The 19,862-nt window shown below is 71.9% G+C and carries 13 protein-coding genes; 7 read left to right on the top strand and 6 right to left on the bottom strand.

The window, feature by feature from the left end; translation table 11 throughout:
- Positions 1 to 7: 7 nt before the first annotated feature.
- From ACFWV2_RS18470 to ACFWV2_RS18460, 3 genes are all read right to left on the bottom strand, one after another.
- Positions 8 to 376 carry a tetratricopeptide repeat protein gene (locus tag ACFWV2_RS18470; protein ID WP_384406106.1) on the bottom strand — a complete coding sequence of 123 codons (369 nt, stop codon included), beginning with the start codon at positions 374 to 376 and terminating at the stop codon, positions 8 to 10.
- Between the two features lie 82 nt (positions 377 to 458).
- On the bottom strand, positions 459 to 1,064 hold the full coding sequence (coaE, locus tag ACFWV2_RS18465; RefSeq protein WP_384406076.1) for a dephospho-CoA kinase: 606 nt from the start codon (positions 1,062 to 1,064) through the stop codon (positions 459 to 461).
- Positions 1,065 to 1,095: 31 nt separating this feature from the next.
- Positions 1,096 to 2,034 carry a PAC2 family protein gene (locus ACFWV2_RS18460; RefSeq protein WP_384406075.1) on the bottom strand — a complete coding sequence of 313 codons (939 nt, stop codon included), beginning with the start codon at positions 2,032 to 2,034 and terminating at the stop codon, positions 1,096 to 1,098.
- A gap of 228 nt (positions 2,035 to 2,262) precedes the next feature.
- On the opposite strand from ACFWV2_RS18460, the gene ACFWV2_RS18455 reads away from it, so the two are divergent.
- The gene (locus ACFWV2_RS18455) at positions 2,263 to 3,210 is read left to right on the top strand and encodes a right-handed parallel beta-helix repeat-containing protein (RefSeq protein WP_384406074.1); all 948 of its coding nucleotides are present in this window, start codon (positions 2,263 to 2,265) and stop codon (positions 3,208 to 3,210) included.
- A gap of 161 nt (positions 3,211 to 3,371) precedes the next feature.
- Here ACFWV2_RS18455 and rpsA read toward each other — a convergent pair whose 3' ends face one another.
- Complete coding sequence (gene rpsA / locus ACFWV2_RS18450; protein WP_360782863.1) at positions 3,372 to 4,880, bottom strand: 30S ribosomal protein S1; 1,509 nt, start codon at positions 4,878 to 4,880, stop codon at positions 3,372 to 3,374.
- A gap of 344 nt (positions 4,881 to 5,224) precedes the next feature.
- On the opposite strand from rpsA, the gene ACFWV2_RS18445 reads away from it, so the two are divergent.
- Together ACFWV2_RS18445 and ACFWV2_RS18440 are read left to right on the top strand one after the other, a co-directional pair.
- Complete coding sequence (locus tag ACFWV2_RS18445; RefSeq protein WP_384406073.1) at positions 5,225 to 6,064, top strand: class I SAM-dependent methyltransferase; 840 nt, start codon at positions 5,225 to 5,227, stop codon at positions 6,062 to 6,064.
- 87 nt (positions 6,065 to 6,151) lie between these two features.
- Entirely contained in the window at positions 6,152 to 8,881 is a 2,730-nt protein-coding gene (locus tag ACFWV2_RS18440) for an ATP-dependent RNA helicase (protein ID WP_384406072.1), read from the top strand.
- Between the two features lie 233 nt (positions 8,882 to 9,114).
- Here ACFWV2_RS18440 and ACFWV2_RS18435 read toward each other — a convergent pair whose 3' ends face one another.
- Positions 9,115 to 10,941, bottom strand: coding sequence for a lytic transglycosylase domain-containing protein (locus ACFWV2_RS18435; protein WP_384406071.1), 1,827 nt, complete (start codon positions 10,939 to 10,941; stop codon positions 9,115 to 9,117).
- Positions 10,942 to 11,179: 238 nt separating this feature from the next.
- On the opposite strand from ACFWV2_RS18435, the gene ACFWV2_RS18430 reads away from it, so the two are divergent.
- The gene (locus tag ACFWV2_RS18430; RefSeq protein WP_384406070.1) at positions 11,180 to 12,085 is read left to right on the top strand and encodes a DUF4184 family protein; all 906 of its coding nucleotides are present in this window, start codon (positions 11,180 to 11,182) and stop codon (positions 12,083 to 12,085) included.
- A gap of 152 nt (positions 12,086 to 12,237) precedes the next feature.
- On the opposite strand, the gene polA is transcribed toward ACFWV2_RS18430, so the two are convergent.
- On the bottom strand, positions 12,238 to 14,949 hold the full coding sequence (polA, locus tag ACFWV2_RS18425; RefSeq protein WP_384406069.1) for a DNA polymerase I: 2,712 nt from the start codon (positions 14,947 to 14,949) through the stop codon (positions 12,238 to 12,240).
- A gap of 143 nt (positions 14,950 to 15,092) precedes the next feature.
- Between polA and ACFWV2_RS18420 the strand changes: the two genes are divergently transcribed.
- The 3 genes from ACFWV2_RS18420 to ACFWV2_RS18410 all read left to right on the top strand — a co-directional run bounded on the left by ACFWV2_RS18420 (position 15,093) and on the right by ACFWV2_RS18410 (position 19,780).
- A complete protein-coding gene (locus tag ACFWV2_RS18420) occupies positions 15,093 to 17,375 on the top strand; it encodes an FdhF/YdeP family oxidoreductase (RefSeq protein WP_384406068.1) in 2,283 nt (760 codons plus the stop codon).
- A gap of 81 nt (positions 17,376 to 17,456) precedes the next feature.
- Positions 17,457 to 17,960 carry a PaaI family thioesterase gene (locus ACFWV2_RS18415; protein WP_384406067.1) on the top strand — a complete coding sequence of 168 codons (504 nt, stop codon included), beginning with the start codon at positions 17,457 to 17,459 and terminating at the stop codon, positions 17,958 to 17,960.
- 578 nt (positions 17,961 to 18,538) lie between these two features.
- A complete protein-coding gene (locus tag ACFWV2_RS18410) occupies positions 18,539 to 19,780 on the top strand; it encodes a branched-chain amino acid ABC transporter substrate-binding protein (protein WP_384406066.1) in 1,242 nt (413 codons plus the stop codon).
- Positions 19,781 to 19,862: the final 82 nt, after the last annotated feature.

The following is a 19,862-nucleotide window of genomic DNA, read 5'->3' as shown; positions in this document are numbered from 1 at the left end:
GTCCGCCTCACTTCTCGGTGTCGAACCCCGCCGCCTGGAGGTACTCCGGCTTCGGGTCGAGAGCGGCGGCGAGGCGGAAGTGCCGGGTGGCCCGGGCCGTCTGGCCCGATCGCTCGTAGGTGCGGGCCAGCGCGAAGTGCGCGAAGGCGTTGTCCGGTTCCCGCTCGAGGACCAGCTCGAACTCGAGCTGCGCCGGACGCAGCTGCGCGGCGGCGAAGAACGCACGGGCCCGCAGCAGACGCGCCGCGGTGTTCTCGGGATGCGCGGCGATCACCGAGTCCAGCAGCTTCACCGCACCCCGGGGGTCCCGCGCGGCCAGCAGGTGTTCGGCGGCGCGGAAGTCGATGACGTGCGTTTCCGGGTTTCTGTCGGCCACCATGACATCCTTCCCACTCGGTCCGGTGGTTGAACACCGGACCCGGCAGCCGCATTCCCCCGCGGGTGCCCGCGGCCAGGCGCTACGCGGCGCCCGCGGCCCTGCGCTCCAGCTCGTCCCAGACCTTCCGCACCTGCGGTTCGAGGGCGTCGAGCGGGCCGTCGTTGTCGATCACGAGATCCGCGACGGCCAGCCGCCGCGCGCGTGTGGCCTGCGCCGCCATCCGGGCCGCCGCCTCGGACTCGGCCATGCCGCGGAGCCGTACGAGCCGGTCGCGCTGTGTCTCCGGGGACGCGTCCACGACCACGACCAGGTCGTACAGAGGGGCGAGCCCGTTCTCGGTGAGCAGGGGTACGTCGTGGACGACCACGTCCCCTGCCTCGGCGCGGCCCTCCAGCTCGGCCGACCGGGCTCCGACGAGGGGGTGGACGATGGCGTTCAAGGTGGCCAGGCGGTCGGCGTCGGCGAACACGATGGATCCGAGCTTCGGCCGGTCGAGCGTGCCCTCCTCGGTGAGGATGCCGTCCCCGAAGGCCTCGACCACGGCCGCGAGACCCGGCGTCCCGGGCTCGACGACTTCACGGGCGATCCGGTCCGCGTCGATCAGCACGGCGCCGTACGAGACGAGCAGCCGTGACACTTCGCTCTTGCCGGCGCCGATCCCGCCGGTCAGGCCCACCTTCAGCATGAGCGGCAGCTTAGGGCCTGGCGAGGAGGGGTCAGGAGTCGCCCTCCCGCTCGGCCAGGAAGCGCTCGAACTCCCGGCCCAGCTCGTCCGCCGACGGCAGGTCGACCGGCTCGGCGACCAGACTGCCGCGGGTCTCGGCTCCGGCCACCGCGTCGTACTGGTGCTCGAGGCCCTGCACGAGGGCGACCAGTTCCTCGTCGCCCTCGCCGATCTGGCGGTCGATCTCGGTCTGGGTGCGCCGTGCCTCCGTCCGCAGGGAGTGGGCGACGGCGGGGAGGACGAGTCCGGTGGCGGCCGTGATGGCCTCCAGGGTGGCCAGAGCCGCGTCCGGGTACGGGGAGCGGGCGACGTAGTGCGGCACGTGCGCGGCGACACCGAGGGTGTCGTGCCCGGACTCCGTGAGCCGGTACTCGACGAGTGCTTCGGCGCTGCCGGGCACCTGGGCCTCGTCGAACGGGCTCCGGTGTCCGGGCATGAGGTCGGTGCGGCTGCCGTGCGGGGTGAGTCCGACGGGGCGGGTGTGGGGCACGCCCATGGGGATGCCGTGGAAGTTGACGGCGAGGCGCACGCCGAGGCGCTCGATGATCTGCCGGACGGCCGCGGCGAACCGCTCCCACTCCACGTCGGGCTCGGGGCCGGACAGGACGAGGAAGGGCGCCCCGGTGGCGTCCTGGACGAGACGGACCTCGATGGAGGGGGTCTCGTACGCGGTCCAGCGGTCGCGCTGGAAGGTCAGCAGGGGGCGGCGGGCGCGGTAGTCCACGAGCCGGTCGTGGTCGAAGCGGGCCACCAGCTGGTGCGGCAGCGTGTCGAGCAGGCGCTCGATGATCTGCTCACCGGTCTCGCCCGCGTCGATGTAGCCGTCGAAGTGGTACAGCATGACCAGCCCGGCCGACTCCTGCGCCAGGGCCAGGTCGACGACGGCCAGGCCCTTCGGGTCCCATTCGTACAAATCCTGGGGCTCAAGCACGATTACCGCTCCTCCTCGTGTTCTCTCTGGGAACGTCTCGGGCGGCACCGCCATTCCCGTGGCATGCGATCTTCCGGTGAGGAAGGGGACGGTTTCGGGGCACTGGTCCAGACCTTGACATGACCATCACCTCTCCCTACCGTCTCGGGACAGCATCGCGTTCAGCATCTCGGCCATCGTGCACATACAGGAACCGCCCTACTCCCCCACCGCACGGAAGGGATCCCCATGCGCACCCGGACGCTGCTCCTCCCCCTCCTCCCGGCGCTCCTCGCCGTCCCCCTCGTCACCACCCCCGCCTCGGCCGCGACCGTCGACGTCTCGACCGCCGCCCAGTTGAAGACGGCGCTCGTCAACGCCCGCCCCGGCGACACGATCCGCCTCGCGGACGGCACGTACACCGGCAACTTCAAGGCCACGACCCCCGGAACCCCCTCCGCCCGGATCACCCTGACCGGCTCCTCGCGCGCGGTCCTGACCGCCGGCGGCGGCTACGGACTTCACCTCAACGGCGCCTCGTACTGGACGGTCGCGGGCATCACCGTGACCGGCGGCCAGAAGGGGATCATGACGGACACCGCGAACGACGTGGTGATCGACGGCGTGACCGTGCACGGCCTGGACATGGAGGGCGTGCACTTCCGCAACTCCAGCAGGAACGCCGTCATCAGGAACTCACGCATCTACGACACGGGGAACGACGGCCGGGGCATGGGCGAAGGCGTGTACGTCGGCACCGCCAACACCCTCAGCGACCGCAGCGACAACGCCCAGATCCTGAACAACGTCATCGGGCCGGACGTCGGCGGCGAGAGCATCGACATCAAGGAGGGCACCACGGGAGCGCGGATCGTCGGCAACACCTTCGACGGGCGGGGGCTGACCGGCGTCCACTACGACGACTCCTGGGTCGACGTGAAGGGCAACGGCGTCCTCGTGGAGAACAACACCGGCGTGAACACGACGAACAACGGTTACGAGACCCACTCCCAGCAGAGCGGCTGGGGTTGCGGGACCGTCTTCCGCGGTAACCGCTCGAACCTCACGGGCGCCACCGGGCCTCAGCGGCTCGCGATCAACGTGACCAACCGGAGCGGCTCCTGTCCGACCACGGTGTACGCCTCGAACACGGTGACCGGCGGGAACGGTCTGACGAACATCCCCGTCACCCCCTGAGCCGGCACCGCCCCGGCGGACGACCGGGGCCGGTCATGACCCGAGCCCGGACATGACCATGGCCCGGACAATGACCGGAGCCCGAACATGACCGAGGCCCGCTCCCCCGAAGGGGAGCGGGCCTCGATTCGCTAGCGGCTAGCGCTCAGCGGAGAGCCTGTTCAGCTCTGGCCGCCGGCCAGCTTCTCGCGCAGGGCGGCAAGCGCCTCGTCCGACGCCAGGGCGCCGGAGTTGTCGTCCGACTCCGAGGAGTACGAACCACCCGAGATGCCCGCACCAGCGGCGTTGCCGGCGGCCGGGGCGGCAGCGCCCTCGGCAGCGGCGGCCTCGTCGGCCTCGCGGGACTTGATGACCTGAGCCTGGTGCTGCTCGAAGCGGGACTGCGCCTCGGCGTACTGGGTCTCCCAGGCCTCGCGCTGGGTCTCGAAGCCCTCGAGCCAGTCGTTGGTCTCGGGGTCGAAGCCCTCGGGGTAGATGTAGTTGCCCTGGTCGTCGTAGGACGCGGCCATGCCGTACAGGGTCGGGTCGAACTCGACCGAGGCCGGGTCGGCACCGAAGGACTCGTTGGCCTGCTTCAGCGAGAGGCTGATGCGACGACGCTCGAGGTCGATGTCGATGACCTTGACGAAGATCTCGTCGTTGACCTGGACGACCTGCTCCGGGATCTCCACGTGGCGCTCGGCCAGCTCGGAGATGTGGACCAGACCCTCGATGCCCTCGTCCACGCGGACGAACGCACCGAACGGAACCAGCTTCGTGACCTTACCCGGGACGACCTGGCCGATCTGGTGCGTACGGGCGAACTGCTGCCACGGGTCCTCCTGCGTCGCCTTCAGCGACAGGGAGACACGCTCGCGGTCCATGTCCACGTCGAGAACCTCGACGGTGACTTCCTGGCCGACCTCGACAACCTCGGAGGGGTGGTCGATGTGCTTCCAGGAGAGCTCGGAGACGTGCACGAGGCCGTCGACGCCACCCAGGTCCACGAAGGCACCGAAGTTGACGATCGAGGAGACGACGCCGGAGCGGACCTGACCCTTCTGCAGGGTGGTGAGGAACGTCTGGCGAACCTCGGACTGGGTCTGCTCGAGCCAGGCACGGCGGGACAGGACCACGTTGTTGCGGTTCTTGTCCAGCTCGATGATCTTCGCCTCGAGCTCCTTGCCCACGTAGGGCTGGAGGTCGCGGACGCGACGCATCTCGACGAGGGAGGCAGGCAGGAAGCCGCGGAGGCCGATGTCGAGGATGAGACCACCCTTGACGACCTCGATGACGGTACCGGTGACGATGCCGTCTTCTTCCTTGATCTTCTCGATGGTGCCCCAGGCGCGCTCGTACTGGGCGCGCTTCTTCGAGAGGATCAGGCGGCCTTCCTTGTCCTCCTTCTGGAGAACCAGGGCCTCGATCTCGTCGCCGACCTTGACGACCTCGTTCGGGTCGACATCGTGCTTGATCGAGAGCTCACGGCTCGGGATCACGCCTTCGGTCTTGTAACCGATGTCGAGCAGGACCTCGTCCCGGTCGACCTTCACGATGACGCCGTCGACGATGTCGCCGTCGTTGAAGTACTTGATCGTCTCGTCGATCGCGGCGAGGAATGCTTCCTCGTCACCGATGTCGTTGACCGCAACCTGCGGGGTGGTGGCGGTGGTCTCGGTGCTGCTCGTCATGTGGGTAAGGGCTCCGGTTACGGACAGAAAGTCGTAGGTACTGCCACGCCGTGAGCCCGTATCGCACCAAGAAGCCGGACAGCCAATGAGGCACCTTCCACGAACGGCAGGAGCCTCGAAAACCGAGGGGACATACAACAGGTACGAGCGCGGCCTACTCCGTCTGAGGCGCGCAGGCCCGCAGCGCAACCTTTAGCATACGGGGGCGGCCGGACAGGGTCAATGCGCGAAGCGCGCACCCGGGGCAGATCCGCTCAACTCCGGCACCACTCATGTCTTTACGCGCCGCAACGGCGGGGTCCGCCGCACGGCGGCACTGAGCGCAAACTACATCGGCGGGCGAGATGAACCAAGAGTACGAACACGAAGTCCCCCAGGACTCGGCCGAGGACGAGGCGGAGGCGACCCGGCGTGACGCGGGGGACGCGGAGAGCAGCCGTGCCAGCCGGGGCTGGTGGGACAGGAACGCCGACGAGTACCAGAGCGATCACGGCTCCTTCCTGGGCGACGACCGGTTCGTGTGGGGGCCCGAGGGACTCGACGAGGCCGAGGCGGGGCTCCTCGGACCGGCCGCCTCCCTCACGGGGCTGGACGTCCTGGAGATCGGCGCCGGCGCGGCGCAGTGTTCGCGGTGGCTGGCGGCGCAGGGGGCGCGGCCGGTGGCCCTCGACCTCTCCCACCGGCAGCTTCAGCACGCGCTGCGGATCGGCGGGGAGGTGCCGCTGGTGGAGGCCGACGCCGGGGCGCTGCCCTTCCGGGACGGTTCCTTCGACCTGGCGTGCTCGGCGTACGGCGCGGTGCCGTTCGTCGCCGACCCGGTGAAGGTGTTCCGGGAGGTGCGGCGGGTGCTGCGGCCCGGTGGCCGGTGGGTCTTCTCCGTGACGCATCCGATCCGCTGGGCGTTTCCCGACGAGCCGGGCCCCGAGGGCCTTTCGATCGCCGCCTCCTATTTCGACCGCACCCCTTATGTGGAGCAGGACGAGCAGGGGCGGGCGGTGTACGTGGAGCATCACCGGACGCTGGGTGACCGGGTGCGGGACGTGGTGGCCGGTGGCTTCCGCCTGCTCGACCTGGTCGAGCCGGAGTGGCCGGAGTGGAACAGCCAGGAGTGGGGCGGCTGGTCCCCGCTACGGGGGAACCTGATCCCCGGGACGGCGATCTTCGTCTGCGAGCGCGGGGAGTAAGACCCCGCCGCTGTGCTTGTCGTACTTATAGGTGGGCCCTGTGGACAACGGGGCCCACCTTTTCGCGTCGCGTACGAGACTGAGTGCGTGATCCGAAACGACGCACTCGACCGTCTCCCCGTCCGCCATGCCGTCCCCGAGCTGCTGGCCGCGCTCGACGGGCGCGGTGCGGCCGTGCTGTCCGCGCCTCCCGGCACCGGCAAGACCACGCTGGTGCCGCTCGCGCTCGCCGGCCTCATAGGGGACGGACCGCGGCGGCGGGTGCTGGTGGCCGAGCCGCGGCGGATGGCGGTGCGCGCCGCGGCCCGGCGGATGGCGTGGCTGCTCGGCGAGGAGGTCGGCGGCGCGGTCGGCTTCTCCGTGCGCGGGGAGCGGCGGGCGGGTCCCTCGACCCGGGTCGAGGTGGTGACCACGGGCATCCTGCTCCAGCGGCTGCAGCGCGACCCGGAGCTGGCGGGTGTGGACGTGGTCCTGCTCGACGAGTGCCATGAGCGGCACCTGGACGCCGACACGGCGATGGCCTTCCTGGTGGACGTGCGGGCGACCCTGCGCCCGGAGCTGAGACTGATCGCCGCGTCGGCGACGAGCGACGCGGCGGCCTGGGCCGGTCTCCTCACGGTCCTGGACGGAGGCGGGCCCGCGCCGGTGGTGTGCAGCGAGGCCGAGGGCCACGGCTGCCGGGTCTTCTTCGCGGCACCGCCGTCGGACATCCGGCCGGCGCACGGCACCTGGGTGGATCCGGCACTGCTGCGACACGTGGCCGCGACGGTCCGGCTCGCGATGGAGCGGCACGAGGGAGACGTCCTCTGCTTCCTGCCGGGCACGGGGGAGATCGCGCGGACGGCCGGACTGCTGGCCGGCGTCGACGCGGAGGTGCTCCAGCTACACGGGCGGGCCCCGGCGGCGGTGCAGGACGCGGTGCTGCGGGGTGCGGAGCCCGGTGGGCGGCGCAGGGTGGTCCTCGCGACATCGGTGGCGGAGTCCAGCCTGACAGTGCCGGGGGTGCGGATCGTGGTGGACTCGGGGCTCGCCCGCGAGCCGCGCACGGACCATGCCCGGGGGCTGGGCTCGCTGGCGACGGTGACGGTCTCCGAGGCGACGGCGACCCAGCGGCTCGGCCGGGCCGGCCGTGAGGCCTTCGGGTTCGTGTACCGCTGCTGGGCGGAGGCGAGCGACGCGGGCAGGCCGCGCTTCCCGTCCCCGGAGATCAAGGTCGCCGACCTGGCGGACTTCGCCCTGCGGGCCGCCTGCTGGGGCGATCCGACGGCGGAGGGGCTCGCGCTGCTCGACGCGCCGCCCGCCGGCGCGATGTCGGCGGCCCGGTCGGTCCTGATGTCGATCGGAGCGGTGGACGCGGCCGGCCGGGCCACGGAGCGGGGGGTACGCATGTCACGGCTCGGGCTGCATCCCCGGCTCGGCCGCGCCCTTCTCGACGGTGCGCCGGAGGTCGGGGCACGGCGGGCGGCGGAGGTGGTGGCGCTGCTCAGCGAGGAGCCGCCGCGTGACTACGGGGACGATCTGGCGGCGGCCTGGCGTGCGGCGCGCCGGGGCTCCGACGGGTACGGCGCCCGGTGGAAGGCGGAGGCACGCCGTCTGGAGCGGTCGGCCGTCGAGGCGGCGGGCCGGGGCGCGTCCGGAGCGGTGGGGCGCGGCGATGACCCGGGGGAGGTCGCGGCGGCGAAGGCGGTCGGGGGTGGTTCGGCGGCCCGGGCCGGCGGTGCGGACGCGGGGGCCGGGGGTGGGTCGGCGGCCCGGGCGGGCGGTGCGCGCGCGGGGACCGGACGGGGTTCGGTGGCTCGGGCGGACGCGGGGGCCGGGGGTGGGTCGGTGGTCGGTGAGGATGCCGTGGCCGGGCTCGTGACGGCGCTGGCCTTTCCCGAGCGGGTGGCGAGGGCCCGGGAGCAGGGCGGCTATCTGATGGTGTCGGGGAGCGGGGCCAGGCTCGCCGAGGGGTCCGCTCTGCGCACCACGCCGTGGCTCGCCGTGGCGGTGGCGGACCGTACGGCGCGGGACGCCACGGCTCGGGTGCGGCTCGCCGCCGTGGTGGACGAGGAGATGGCGCGGCGGGCGGCCGGGCATCTGCGGTCCACGGGCGAGGAGGTCCGCTGGGAGGGCGGGGACGTGGTGGCGCGCTCGGTGGACCGGCTGGGCGCGGTGGAGCTGACGGTCCGGCCGCTCGGGGCGGGGGCAGCACCCGCGTCGGTGCGGGCGGCGTTGCTCGACGGGCTGCGGCGGGAGGGGCTGGGTCTGCTGCGGTGGAGCCGTGACGCCGGGGAGCTGCGCGCGCGGCTCGCCTTCCTGCACCGGGAGCTGGGGGACCCCTGGCCGGACGTGGCGGACGAGGCGCTGGTCGAGCGGGCCGACGAGTGGCTGGAGCCGGAGCTGTCCCGGGCCGCGAGGCGTGCGGATCTGGGGCGGATCGACGCCGGTGAGGCCCTGCGGCGGTTGTTGCCGTGGGCGTCGGGTGAGGCGGGACGGCTGGGAGAGCTGGCGCCCGAGCGGATCGAGGTGCCGAGCGGTTCGCGGATCCGGGTCGAGTACGGGGGTGAGCGGCCGGTTCTCGCGGTGAAGCTCCAGGAGATGTTCGGGCTCGCCGAGACGCCTCGGGTGGCGGGGGTCCCGGTGCTCGTCCACCTCCTCTCCCCCGCCGGGCGGCCGGCGGCCGTGACCGCCGATCTGGCGTCGTTCTGGCGGGACGGCTACCGGGCGGTGCGGGCGGAGCTGAGGGGGCGGTATCCGAAGCACCCGTGGCCGGAGGACCCCTCGGCGGTGGAGGCGACCCGCTCCACGAGCGCGCGGCTCAGACGGGAGGGGTGACCGGGGTGGTGGCTTCCGGCGCGGGCCGCGGGAAGGGGCCTCCGGGCAGAGGCCGTTGTGGGTCTCCTCACGTTGAGGGGGCCTGTGACCGGCTCGCTCCAGAACGTCCGCTCGGTCGTGTACCAGCGAGTGAGGCCGGAGTCGGCGAGGAGTTCCCGGATGCGCCGCCCCTCCGTCCGGTGGGGACGGAGGGGCGGCGCGGGGAGACGCGGCGCCGAGGCGGCGCGGTCGGGTCAGGCCGAAGGGGAGGCCGAGGGAGTGGCCGACGGGCTGGTGGCGGGCGTACCGGTGCCGGAGGGCGTCGGATCCGGGGTCGGCTCCGGCGTCGAGGCGGGCGCGGTCACGGTGAGCTTGACCTCCGTGCTGCCGCCGCCGGGCGCGGTGAGGCGGATCACGTACTCGCCGGCCTGGTCGCCGGCGAAGAGCGCGGGGAGCGAGATCAGACCGCTCGGGTCGGTCTTGAGGACCAGCCTGCGGACAGGGGCGCCCGCGCCGTCCTTGAAGTACGGGCCGTCGGCGCTCGTCTCGGTGGCCGTCGGGGAGGCGACGATCACGGCGGTGACGAGGACCCCGGGGGCGAGCGCGCCCTTGTCGGTGGCCTTCAGCTGCACCTGCTGGGTGAAGACGGTGCCGGTGGCGGCCGTCAGGGGGTCACCGGCGACGCGGGCGAGGGTGTCCGCCTCGCGGGCGGTGACGGTCGCGCCGAATTCGATCGCGGTCAGGGTGCGGCCCACGACGGTGGCCCTGACCTTGAACGTCCCGGTCTTCTCGCCCGCCCGCAGCGTCGGAGCCTTGGCGATGCCGGCGGAACCGACGGTGACGGAGGCCGATGTCGCGCCGCCGGCGAAGTGGGCGTCGGTCGCACCGGAGATCACGAAGCGGACGGTCACACCGGTGACCGGAGCGCCCGAGGCGTCGAGCGCCGCGACCGTCGGGGCGTGGGCGAAAGCGCTCTCGGTGATCGCGGTGAGCTGCCCGGTCGAGACGGGCGCGAGCCGCGCGACCTTGACGGCCGGCGGCACGGTGGGCGGCTTCGTCGGCGGAGTGACCGGCGGCTTGGTCGGGGTGGTCGGCGTCGGCTTCGGCGGCGTGGGGGTGACCTCCGACGGCTTGCCCGGCTCCGTCGGCTTCGGGGCGACCGGCGTGGAGGGCTTCGGGGCGGGCGACGTCGGGAAGGGCAGGAGGGGCGAGGTCGGACGGTTGTCCGGCCTCCGGCCGTCGCTCCGGTCGACCGGCAGCACGCCGGTGCCGTCCGGGACCTGGTGGGTGCCGCGCTGGTAGAACTCGAACCAGGAGAGAACCGTGTTCAGGTACTCCCTGGAGCGGTTGTAGCTGAGGATCGCCCGGTCGAGGTCGGCCTTGAGCGCGAGGTTGCGGCCGTCGGCGCAGAGGTAGAGACCGGCGGCCTGCGCGGCGTCGTAGATGTTGTTGGGGTCCTTCTTCCCGTCGCTGTTGGCGTCCTGGCCCCAGACGGCCCAGGTGGACGGGATGAACTGCATCGGGCCGACGGCGCGGTCGTGGATCTTGTCGCCGTCGTAGGCACCGCCGTCGGTGTCCGAGATGTTGGCGAATCCGACGCCGTTGAGAGCGGGGCCGAGGATCGCCTTGAGGGTGGTGCCGTTGGCGTCGACCCTGCCGCCGCCCGCCTGTCCGGACTCGACCTTGCCGATACCGGCGAGCAGCTGCCAGGGCAGGTTGCAGCCGGGGTCGGTCGAGCGTATCGACTGCTCGGCGCGCTTGTAGGCGGAGGCCACGGACGCGGGTATGCCGGCCTCGGCGGGTCCGGCGATCACCGGCAGAAGGGGAGTCGTCGCCCCGGGCTTGTTCGGCGTGTTCAGCGGCGGGAGTTCGGTGTAGTAGGGCGAATCGCCGGTGGCGGAGCCTTCGCCGGACGGCGACGCCGTGTCCCCGGCGCCGATGGCGCGGTCACCGCCGGCGTTGTCCGTGGGCGGCGGAGTCATCTCCGGTGCCTGCGAGGCGGCGAGCGCGGCGACCGCAGCGGCCACCACCGCACCGCTGGTCGCTCCCTTGCGCAGCCTACGGCCCAAATGCGCTGACATGTCGGTGGTCCCTTCCCCCTCGACTGCGGTCCCACGCTCCCCGCGCCAGACCTCTGGCGACCCTATGCCACCTGCGTGCGGCCCGGCACCGGGGCCTGACCGTGTTTCACGTTTTCGTCACCTCTCGGCCGTCCACCGGCCCGGCGCGGACGGGAACCGGGCGGAGCGCCGGGGCCCTCTTGCACAGCGGCCGATGTCACACTCCGGCCGTCACCACCGGAACCTGGGGGAACACCCGTTGCCGTTCACGCTGAGCCATGCCGCTGCCGTACTGCCCGGATTGCGCCGGAACGGGACCGCCCGCGGCCCCCTGGTCGCGTCCGCTCTCGTCGCGGGCTCCTTCGCGCCCGACATGACCTACTTCGCCGCCACGGCGTTCCCCGCGGCGATGACCCTCGGGGACCTCACCCACTCCCCCGTAGGCATCGTCACCGCCGACGTCCTGATCACCGCCGCGTTGGTGGCCCTGTGGCTGACCGTGCGGGAGCCGCTCGTGGCGCTGCTGCCCGCGCGGTGGCGCGGACGGGTGTACGGGCTCGTGCGCGGCCGCCCCTGGCGCGGCCGGCATCCGGCCGTGCTCGCCGGATGGTTCGGCCTCTCCGCCGCCCTCGGCGCGACGACCCACGTGGTGTGGGACTCCTTCACCCACATCGACCGCTGGGGCACCCGGACGGTCCCGTTCCTCGGTGACGTCGTGGCCGGATTCCCGGTCTACACCTATACCCAGTACGGGAGTTCGGCGCTGGCCCTGGGACTCCTCGGCTGGTTCGTCGTGCGGGCGCTGCGCTCCGCCGACCCGGGCCTGGAGCTCCCGGCCCGGGTGCCGGTCCCGGGACGGCGCGGGCGGCTGCTCGCGGCCTGGGTGATCGGCGGCTGTGTCCTCGCCGGGATCGCCCACCGGGTGCTGCGCTGGGCGGCGTACTGGGGCTGGGGACGGATCGAGACGCCCCTGGACGTCATCCCGACGGCCTGCTTCGGGGCCGGAGCGGGGCTCGCCGTGGGGCTCTTGCTGTACGGGGCGGGGGCGCGGCTGCGGGCCGTGCCGCCCGCTCCGACGGCGGAGGCCCCGGCCACCCCGGCCCCGGAGCGGGACGGGGAGGGCCGGGGTCCTCGGGTCGAGCGCTCCCGTCAGGGATCCCGCTGACGCGCTCCGGCGGCGTGAAGCCACGGGCCACGGCGCCGGTCTCGGGAGTGGGGCGTCGGGCCCGCCCCCTTGACCGGTCCTCTTGCCGCGCAGCCCTCCGCGCGGTGGTGCGAGTCCGGGACTTCAGACCCGGCAGGCACACGGAGGGGCGGTCAGTGGGCGGCGGAGTCCCAGTCGTGGCCGACGCCCACCGAGACGTCCAGGGGGGCGCGCAGGTCGGCCGCCCCGGCCATCTGCTCGCGGACGAGGGCCTCGACCTGCTCGCGCTCGCCGGGGGCGAGTTCCAGCACGATTTCGTCGTGGACCTGGAGGAGCATCCGGGAGGCGAGGCCGGCCTCGGTGAGCGCGCGGTCGACGTTGAGCATGGCGACCTTCACGATGTCGGCGGCCGTGCCCTGGATCGGGGCGTTGAGCGCCATCCGCTCGGCGGACTCGCGGCGCTGCCGGTTGTCGCTGTTGAGGTCGGGGAGGTAGCGGCGGCGGCCCAGCATCGTCTCGGTGTATCCGGTGGCGCGGGCCTCGTCGACGACCCGGCGCAGATAGTCGCGTACGCCGCCGAAGCGCTCGAAGTAGGTGTCCATCAGGCCACGGGCCTCGCCCGGGTCGATGTTCAGCTGCTGCGAGAGGCCGAAGGCGGACAGACCGTAGGCCAGGCCGTACGACATGGCCTTGATCTTGCGGCGCATCTCGGCGTCGACGGCGGACCGCTCGACGCCGAAGACCTGGGAGGCGACGGTGGTGTGCAGGTCCTCGCCGGAGGCGAAGGCCTCGATGAGGCCCGCGTCCTCGGAGAGGTGGGCCATGACGCGCAGCTCGATCTGGCTGTAGTCGGCGGTCATGAGGGCCTCGAAGCCCTCGCCGACGACGAAGCCGTGCCGGATGGCCCGCCCCTCGTCCGTGCGCACCGGCACGTTCTGCAGGTTCGGGTCGGTGGAGGAGAGGCGCCCGGTGGCGGCGACGGTCTGGCTGAAGGTGGTGTGGATGCGGCCGTCGGCGGCGATCGTCTTGATCAGGCCCTCGACCGTGGAACGCAGGCGTGCCTGCTCACGGTGGCGGAGCATGATCACAGGCAGTTCGTGCTGGGTCTGGGCTGCCAGCCAGGCGAGCGCGTCCGCGTCCGTCGTGTAGCCGGTCTTGGTCTTCTTGGTCTTCGGGAGGTTGAGCTCGCCGAAGAAGACCTCCTGGAGCTGCTTGGGCGAGCCGAGGTTGAACTCGTGGCCCACCGACGCGTGGGCCTCCTTCACCGCCTGCTGCACGGCGCCGGCGAACTGCTGCTCCATCGCCTCCAGATGGTCGCGGTCGGCGGCGATGCCGTGCCGCTCCAGGCGGGCGAGGAGCGCGGAGGTGGGCAGCTCGACGTCGTGGAGGAGCTCGCGGGCGCCGACCTCTCCGAGCCGCTCGTCGAAGGCGTCGGCGAGGTCGAGGACGGCCCGGGCCTGGGTCATGAGGGCTTCGGCCTCGGCGGTGTCGTCGGCGCCGAAGGCGAGCTGCCCGTCCGCAGCGGCCGCGGGGGCGAGCTCACGGTGGAGGTACTCCACGGAGAGCGCGTCGAGGGCGAAGGAGCGCCTGCCGGGCTTGACGAGGTAGGCGGCGAGGGCGGTGTCCATGGTGACACCGGCGACGGTCCAGCCGTGCTCCGGGAAGACCCGCAGGGCGCCCTTGGCGTTGTGCATGACCTTCGGGCGGGCGGGGTCGGAGATCCACGCGGACCAGGCCCGCTCGTCGGCCTCGTCGAGGGCGCTGGGGTCGAACCAGGCGGCGGCGCCTCCGGCGGCGGCGAGGGCGACCTCGCTCACGTTCCCCGTGCCGAGGGCCCAGCTGTCGACGGTGGCGATGCCGAGGGGACCGGTGCCGTGCTCGGCGAGCCAGGGGGCGAGCTCGCCGGAGCCGATGACGGTGCCGTCGAGCTCGACGCCGGCGGCGGGGGCCGGGGCGGTCTCGTCCGCGGCGCCCGGGTCGACGGCGAGGAGCCGCTCGCGCAGCGAGGGGTTGCGGATCTCCAGGGTGTCGAGGACGAGCGCGACGGCCCCGCGGTCGTAGGGCTCGCGGGCGAGGTCCGCGACGGTCTTCGGCAGCTCGACGTCCCGGACCATCTCGGTCAGGCGGCGGTTGAGCCTGACCGACTCCAGGTGGTCGCGGAAGTTCTGGCCGGCCTTGCCCTTGACCTCCTCGGCGCGCTCGACGAGCTCGGCGAAGGAGCCGAACTGGTTGATCCACTTGGCGGCGGTCTTCTCGCCGACGCCGGGGATGCCGGGCAGGTTGTCCGACGGGTCGCCGCGCAGGGCGGCGAAGTCGGGGTACTGCGCGGGCGTGAGGCCGTACTTCTCCTGGACCTTCTCCGGGGTGAAGTGGGTCACCTCGGACACGCCCTTGGTGGGGTAGATCACCGTGGTGCGGTCGGAGACGAGCTGGAACGAGTCCCGGTCGCCGGTGAAGATCCGGACGTCGAAGCCCTCGGCCTCGGCCTGGACGGTGAGGGTGGCGATGACGTCGTCCGCCTCGAAGCCGTCGACGGCGAAACGCGGCACGTTCATCGCGTCGAGGAGCTCGCCGATCAGCTCGACCTGCCCCTTGAACTCGTCGGGGGTCTTCGAGCGGTTCGCCTTGTACTCCGGGAACTCCTCGGACCGCCAGGTCTTGCGGGACACGTCGAAGGCGACCGCGAAGTGCGTGGGCGCCTCGTCGCGGAGCGTGTTCGCCAGCATCGAGGCGAACCCGTAGATCGCGTTCGTCGGCTGACCGGTCGCGGTGGTGAAGTTCTCCGCGGGCAGCGCGAAGAACGCCCGGTACGCGAGCGAGTGCCCGTCCATGAGGAGCAGGCGGGGGCGGGTGTCTGCGGGGTTCTTCGATGCTGTCTCGGCCACATGACGATCCTGCCACGGACCGCTGACAATCCCGTCCACACGTCGCGGGCGCGGGCCGCCGGCGCCGTGGGACGGGGGCTGTCGGTGCCGCGTGACAGGATCGGAGATGTACGCCGCAGGATTACCGCTCAAGGGAGAGCGCGATGGTCAGCAAGCCGCCGGTCGGTGACCCGGTCCAGGACGCACCGCAGGTCACGCCGCCGCAGCACTCCGCGGCGGGCCTGCCCGCCATCGGGCACACCCTGCGGATGGCCCGGGAGCAGATGGGGTCGGTGCGGACCGCGCGGACCCTGCTGAAGGTCAACCAGAAGGACGGCTTCGACTGTCCCGGCTGCGCCTGGCCCGAGGCGGACAGGCGGCACGTGGCGGAGTTCTGCGAGAACGGGGCGAAGGCGGTCGCCGAGGAGGCGACGCTGCGCCGGGTGACCCCGGAGTTCTTCGCCGCGCACCCGGTGGCGGACCTGGCGAGCCGCAGCGGGTACTGGCTGGGCCAGCAGGGCCGGATCACGCAGCCGATGCTGCTGCCGGAGGGCGGCGAGCGGTACGAGCCGGTGACCTGGGAGCGGGCCTTCGCGATCATCGCCGAGGAGCTCCGGGCGCTCGGCTCCCCCGACGAGGCGCTCTTCTACACCTCGGGCCGGACGAGCAACGAGGCGGCGTTCCTGCTCCAGCTCTTCGCCCGCGAGTTCGGCACGAACAACCTGCCGGACTGTTCCAACATGTGCCACGAGTCGTCGGGTTCGGCCCTGACGGAGACCATCGGCATCGGCAAGGGCAGCGTCTCCCTGGAGGACCTGCACCGGGCGGACCTGATCATCGTGGCCGGGCAGAACCCGGGCACGAACCATCCGCGGATGCTCTCGGCCTTGGAGAAGGCGAAGGAGGCGGGCGCCCGGATCATCTCGGTGAACCCGCTGCCGGAGGCGGGTCTGGAGCGGTTCAAGAACCCGCAGACGCCGCAGGGCATGGTCAAGGGCACCGCGTTGACCGATCTCTTCCTCCAGATCCGGATCGGCGGCGACCAGGCCCTGTTCCGGCTCCTCAACAGGCTGGTCCTGGAGACGCCCGGCGCGGTCGACGAGGAGTTCGTACGACAGCACACCCACGGCTACGAGGAGTTCGCCGCGGCGGCCGGGGCGGCCGACTGGGACGAGACGCTCGCCGCGACGGGGCTGGACCGGGCCGAGATCGAGCGGGCCCTGGAGATGGTGCTCGCCTCGGAGCGGACCGTCGTCTGCTGGGCGATGGGCCTCACCCAGCACAAGCACGCCGTGCCCACCATCCGCGAGATCGTCAACTTCCTGCTGCTCCGCGGCGCCATCGGCCGGCCGGGCGCCGGGGTGTGCCCGGTGCGCGGTCATTCGAACGTGCAGGGTGACCGCACGATGGGGATCTTCGAGCGGCCCGCGCCGGCCTTCCTCGACGCCCTGGACAAGGAGTTCGGGATCGTCTCGCCGCGGCACCACGGTTTCGACGTGGTCCGTTCCATCCAGGCGCTGCGCGACGGGGAGGCGAAGGTGTTCTTCGCGATGGGCGGCAACTTCGTGGCGGCGACGCCCGACACGGAGGTGACGGAGGCGGCGATGCGCCGGGCCCGGCTGACCGTCCACGTCTCGACGAAGCTGAACCGCTCGCACGCCGTCACGGGCACGCGCGCGCTGATCCTTCCCACGCTCGGCCGCACCGACAAGGACGTCCAGAGGGCGGGCAAGCAGTTCGTGACGGTCGAGGACTCGATGAGTCTGGTGCACGCCTCGCGCGGCAATCTGCCGCCCGCGAGTCCGCACCTGCTGTCCGAGCCGGCGATCGTGGCGCGCATGGCCCGCGCCGTCCTCGGCGCCGGATCGGCCACGCCCTGGGAGGAGTTCGAGGCGGACTACGCCACGATCCGGGACCGCATCGGGCGCGTGGTCCCCGGTTTCCAGGACTTCAACGCGCGTCTCGCGGCGCATCCCGGCGGCTTCGCGCTGCCGCACGGCCCGAGGGACGAGCGCCGCTTCCCCACGAAGACCGGCAAGGCGAACTTCACGGCGGCGCCCGTCGAGTACCCGAGGGTGCCCGAGGGCCGGCTGCTGCTGCAGACTCTGCGCTCGCACGACCAGTACAACACCACGATCTACGGCCTGGACGACCGCTACCGGGGCATCAAGGGCGGCCGTCGGGTCGTCCTGGTCCACCCCGAGGACGCGGCGGAGCTCGGCTTCGCCGACGGGGCGTACACGGACCTGGTGAGCGAGTGGACCGACGGCAGCGAGCGGCGGGCGCCCGGCTTCCGGGTGGTCCACTACCCGACGCCCCGGGGGTGCGCGGCGGCCTACTACCCGGAGACGAACGTCCTCGTGCCGCTGGAGTCGACGGCGGACATCAGCAACACCCCCGCGAGCAAGTCCGTGATCGTCCGTCTGGAACAATCGCACTCCGCCTAAGCGTTCGCTCAGGCGAGTCGATGATCATGCATCGAGTGATCGCGCGATCAGCAGCCGTACGAAGACGAACGGAGCCGGGCCATGGGTGAACAGCAGCATGTGAAGTTCCCGCGGGAAGTCATCGAGGAGTACGCGGCCCTCGGCGTCGACCTCCCGGCACTGTTCTCGGCCGGGCACCTCGGGAACCGGATGGGCGTCCAGATCCTGGAGGCCTCGGCGGAGCGGGTCGTCGGCACGATGCCGGTGGAGGGCAACACCCAGCCGTACGGCCTCCTGCACGGCGGTGCCTCGGCGGTGCTCGCCGAGACGCTGGGCTCCATCGGTTCGATGCTGCACGGCGGGGTCTCGAAGATCGCGGTCGGCGTCGACCTGAACTGCACCCACCACCGCGGGGCGCGCAGCGGCGTGGTGACCGGGGTGGCGACGCCGGTGCACCGCGGACGGTCCACCGCCACGTACGAGATCGTGATCACCGACGAGCAGGACAAGCGGGTCTGCACGGCCCGGCTGACCTGCATGCTGCGCGAGATCACCGCCAAGGACGCGGGCGACCTGCCGGAGGCGGGCCGGGCCGAGGGCGCCTGAGGGGCGACGGGGCCGACCGCACGGCGCGGCGCGGGAGGGGCGACCCTCCCGCGCCGCGCCGTTCGTATGGGAATCCCGTCCGCCTCCCCCGCACGCGGCGCGCTCGGCGACACGACTCACCCCTCCTCGCCGTCACCCTGAGTGACCGCCGCACGGGTGGGGGTGAACCGATCGGGAGAAGCCGTCGCGTCCGCTCAGCTTTCTGCCTCTGTCCGATATCCGGAGAGTCGGCCGAGCGCTCCGACAGGACCAAGATTCACTCAAGCCCCTTAGCGGAACTGCACGTTCTCACTATGTGAACACCGCATTACGGCCAGTTATGCCCCGGTTTGCCCAGTCGCTGCGCACACTCTTTCCCCGTCGGCATAACAAGACAGTCACATCATGACCTCGGCGCTCCCCGACCCTCCCCACCTGCGCCTAGAGTCACCGCCAGTCACCGCGCTGCCGGGCGCGTCCTACTGCACGGCCTTGTCACCACCTCGGTACGGCCCGGCGTTCCAAAACGGCACCCCTCGCTCCGCAGCTTCACGGCACCGCCTCATTCCGAGGGGGCCGCGCCAGGGAAAGGACCCTTCGTGCGAAACCGTTCGTTGCTCATACTCACCACCGCGGTCACCGCGGGAGCACTCACCCTCACCGCCTGTGGTTCGCGCGACGACAAGGGCGGCGCGGCCGAGAACGGTGACAGCGGCAACGTCACCGTGACCATCGGTCTCGACGCGCCCCTCACGGGCGAGCTCTCCGCCCTCGGCCTCGGCATCAAGAACTCGGCCGACCTGGCGGTCAAGACGGCCAACAAGAAGGCCCACGTCAAGGGCGTGACCTTCAAGCTGGAGTCCCTGGACGACCAGGCACAGCCCTCCGCCGGCCAGCAGAACGCGACCAAGTTCGTCGCCGACAAGGGCGTCCTCGGCGTCGTCGGCCCGCTGAACTCCTCCGTCGCCGAGTCGATGCAGAAGGTCTTCGACGACGCCAAGCTGGCCCAGGTCTCCCCGGCCAACACCAACCCGGCGCTGACCCAGGGTGTCAACTGGAGCACGGGCGACAAGAAGCGCGGCTACAAGTCGTACTTCCGTACCGCCACCACGGACGCCATCCAGGGCCCGTTCGCCGCCCAGTACGTCTTCAACGAGGCCAAGAAGACCAAGGCCTTCATCATCGACGACAAGAAGACCTACGGCGCCGGCCTCGCGGGCACCTTCAAGGGCGAGTTCGAGAAGCTCGGCGGCAAGGTCCTCGGCACCGAGCACATCAACCCGGACACCAAGGACTTCTCCGCGGTCGCGACCAAGGTGAAGAGCTCCGGCGCCGACGTCGTCTACTACGGTGGCGAGTACCCGGCCGCCGGCCCGCTGGCCAAGCAGATCAAGGAAGCCGGCGCGAAGGTCACCGTCGTCGGCGGCGACGCGCTGTACAGCCCCGAGTACGTGAAGCTGGCGGGCGCCGCGGCGGCCAACGGCGACATCGCCACCTCCGTCGGTGCGCCGATCGAGTCCCTCGCCTCGGCCAAGGAGTTCCTGGCCGACTACAAGACCGGTGGCTACAAGGAGGCCTACGAGGCCTACGGCGGCTACGCGTACGACTCGACCTGGTCGATCATCGAGGCCGTCAAGAAGGTCGTGGACGGCAACGGCGGCAAGCTCCCCGAGGACGCCCGCGCCAAGGTCGTCGAGGCCCTGCAGGGCGTCTCCTTCGAGGGTGTGACCGGCAAGGTCTCCTTCGACGAGTTCGGTGACACCACCAACAAGCAGCTGACGGTCTACAAGGTCGAGGGCGGCGCGTTCAAGCCGGTCAAGTCCGGCACCTTCGGCGGCTGATCCACCCCACCACTCACGCACCACCTTCACCGCGCGGGGGGCCGCACCAGGCTCCCCGCGCGGTGTCACATCCGTCGAAAGT

This window comes from Streptomyces sp. NPDC058671 (genome assembly GCF_042716475.1).
Lineage (GTDB): Bacteria > Actinomycetota > Actinomycetes > Streptomycetales > Streptomycetaceae > Streptomyces.
Note: the sequence above shows the minus strand (reverse complement) of the source record. Positions and strands in the feature narration are given on the sequence as shown.

What these genes read in the sequence shown, in the direction of transcription:
- coaE (WP_384406076.1), bottom strand. Translation starts at nt 1,064, where the DNA reads ATGCTGAAGGTGGGCCTGACCGGCGGGATCGGCGCCGGCAAGAGCGAA.
- ACFWV2_RS18455 (WP_384406074.1), top strand. Translation starts at nt 2,263, where the DNA reads ATGCGCACCCGGACGCTGCTCCTCCCCCTCCTCCCGGCGCTCCTCGCC.
- rpsA (WP_360782863.1), bottom strand. Translation starts at nt 4,880, where the DNA reads ATGACGAGCAGCACCGAGACCACCGCCACCACCCCGCAGGTTGCGGTC.
- ACFWV2_RS18445 (WP_384406073.1), top strand. Translation starts at nt 5,225, where the DNA reads ATGAACCAAGAGTACGAACACGAAGTCCCCCAGGACTCGGCCGAGGAC.
- ACFWV2_RS18435 (WP_384406071.1), bottom strand. Translation starts at nt 10,941, where the DNA reads ATGTCAGCGCATTTGGGCCGTAGGCTGCGCAAGGGAGCGACCAGCGGT.
- ACFWV2_RS18420 (WP_384406068.1), top strand. Translation starts at nt 15,093, where the DNA reads ATGGTCAGCAAGCCGCCGGTCGGTGACCCGGTCCAGGACGCACCGCAG.
- ACFWV2_RS18415 (WP_384406067.1), top strand. Translation starts at nt 17,457, where the DNA reads ATGGGTGAACAGCAGCATGTGAAGTTCCCGCGGGAAGTCATCGAGGAG.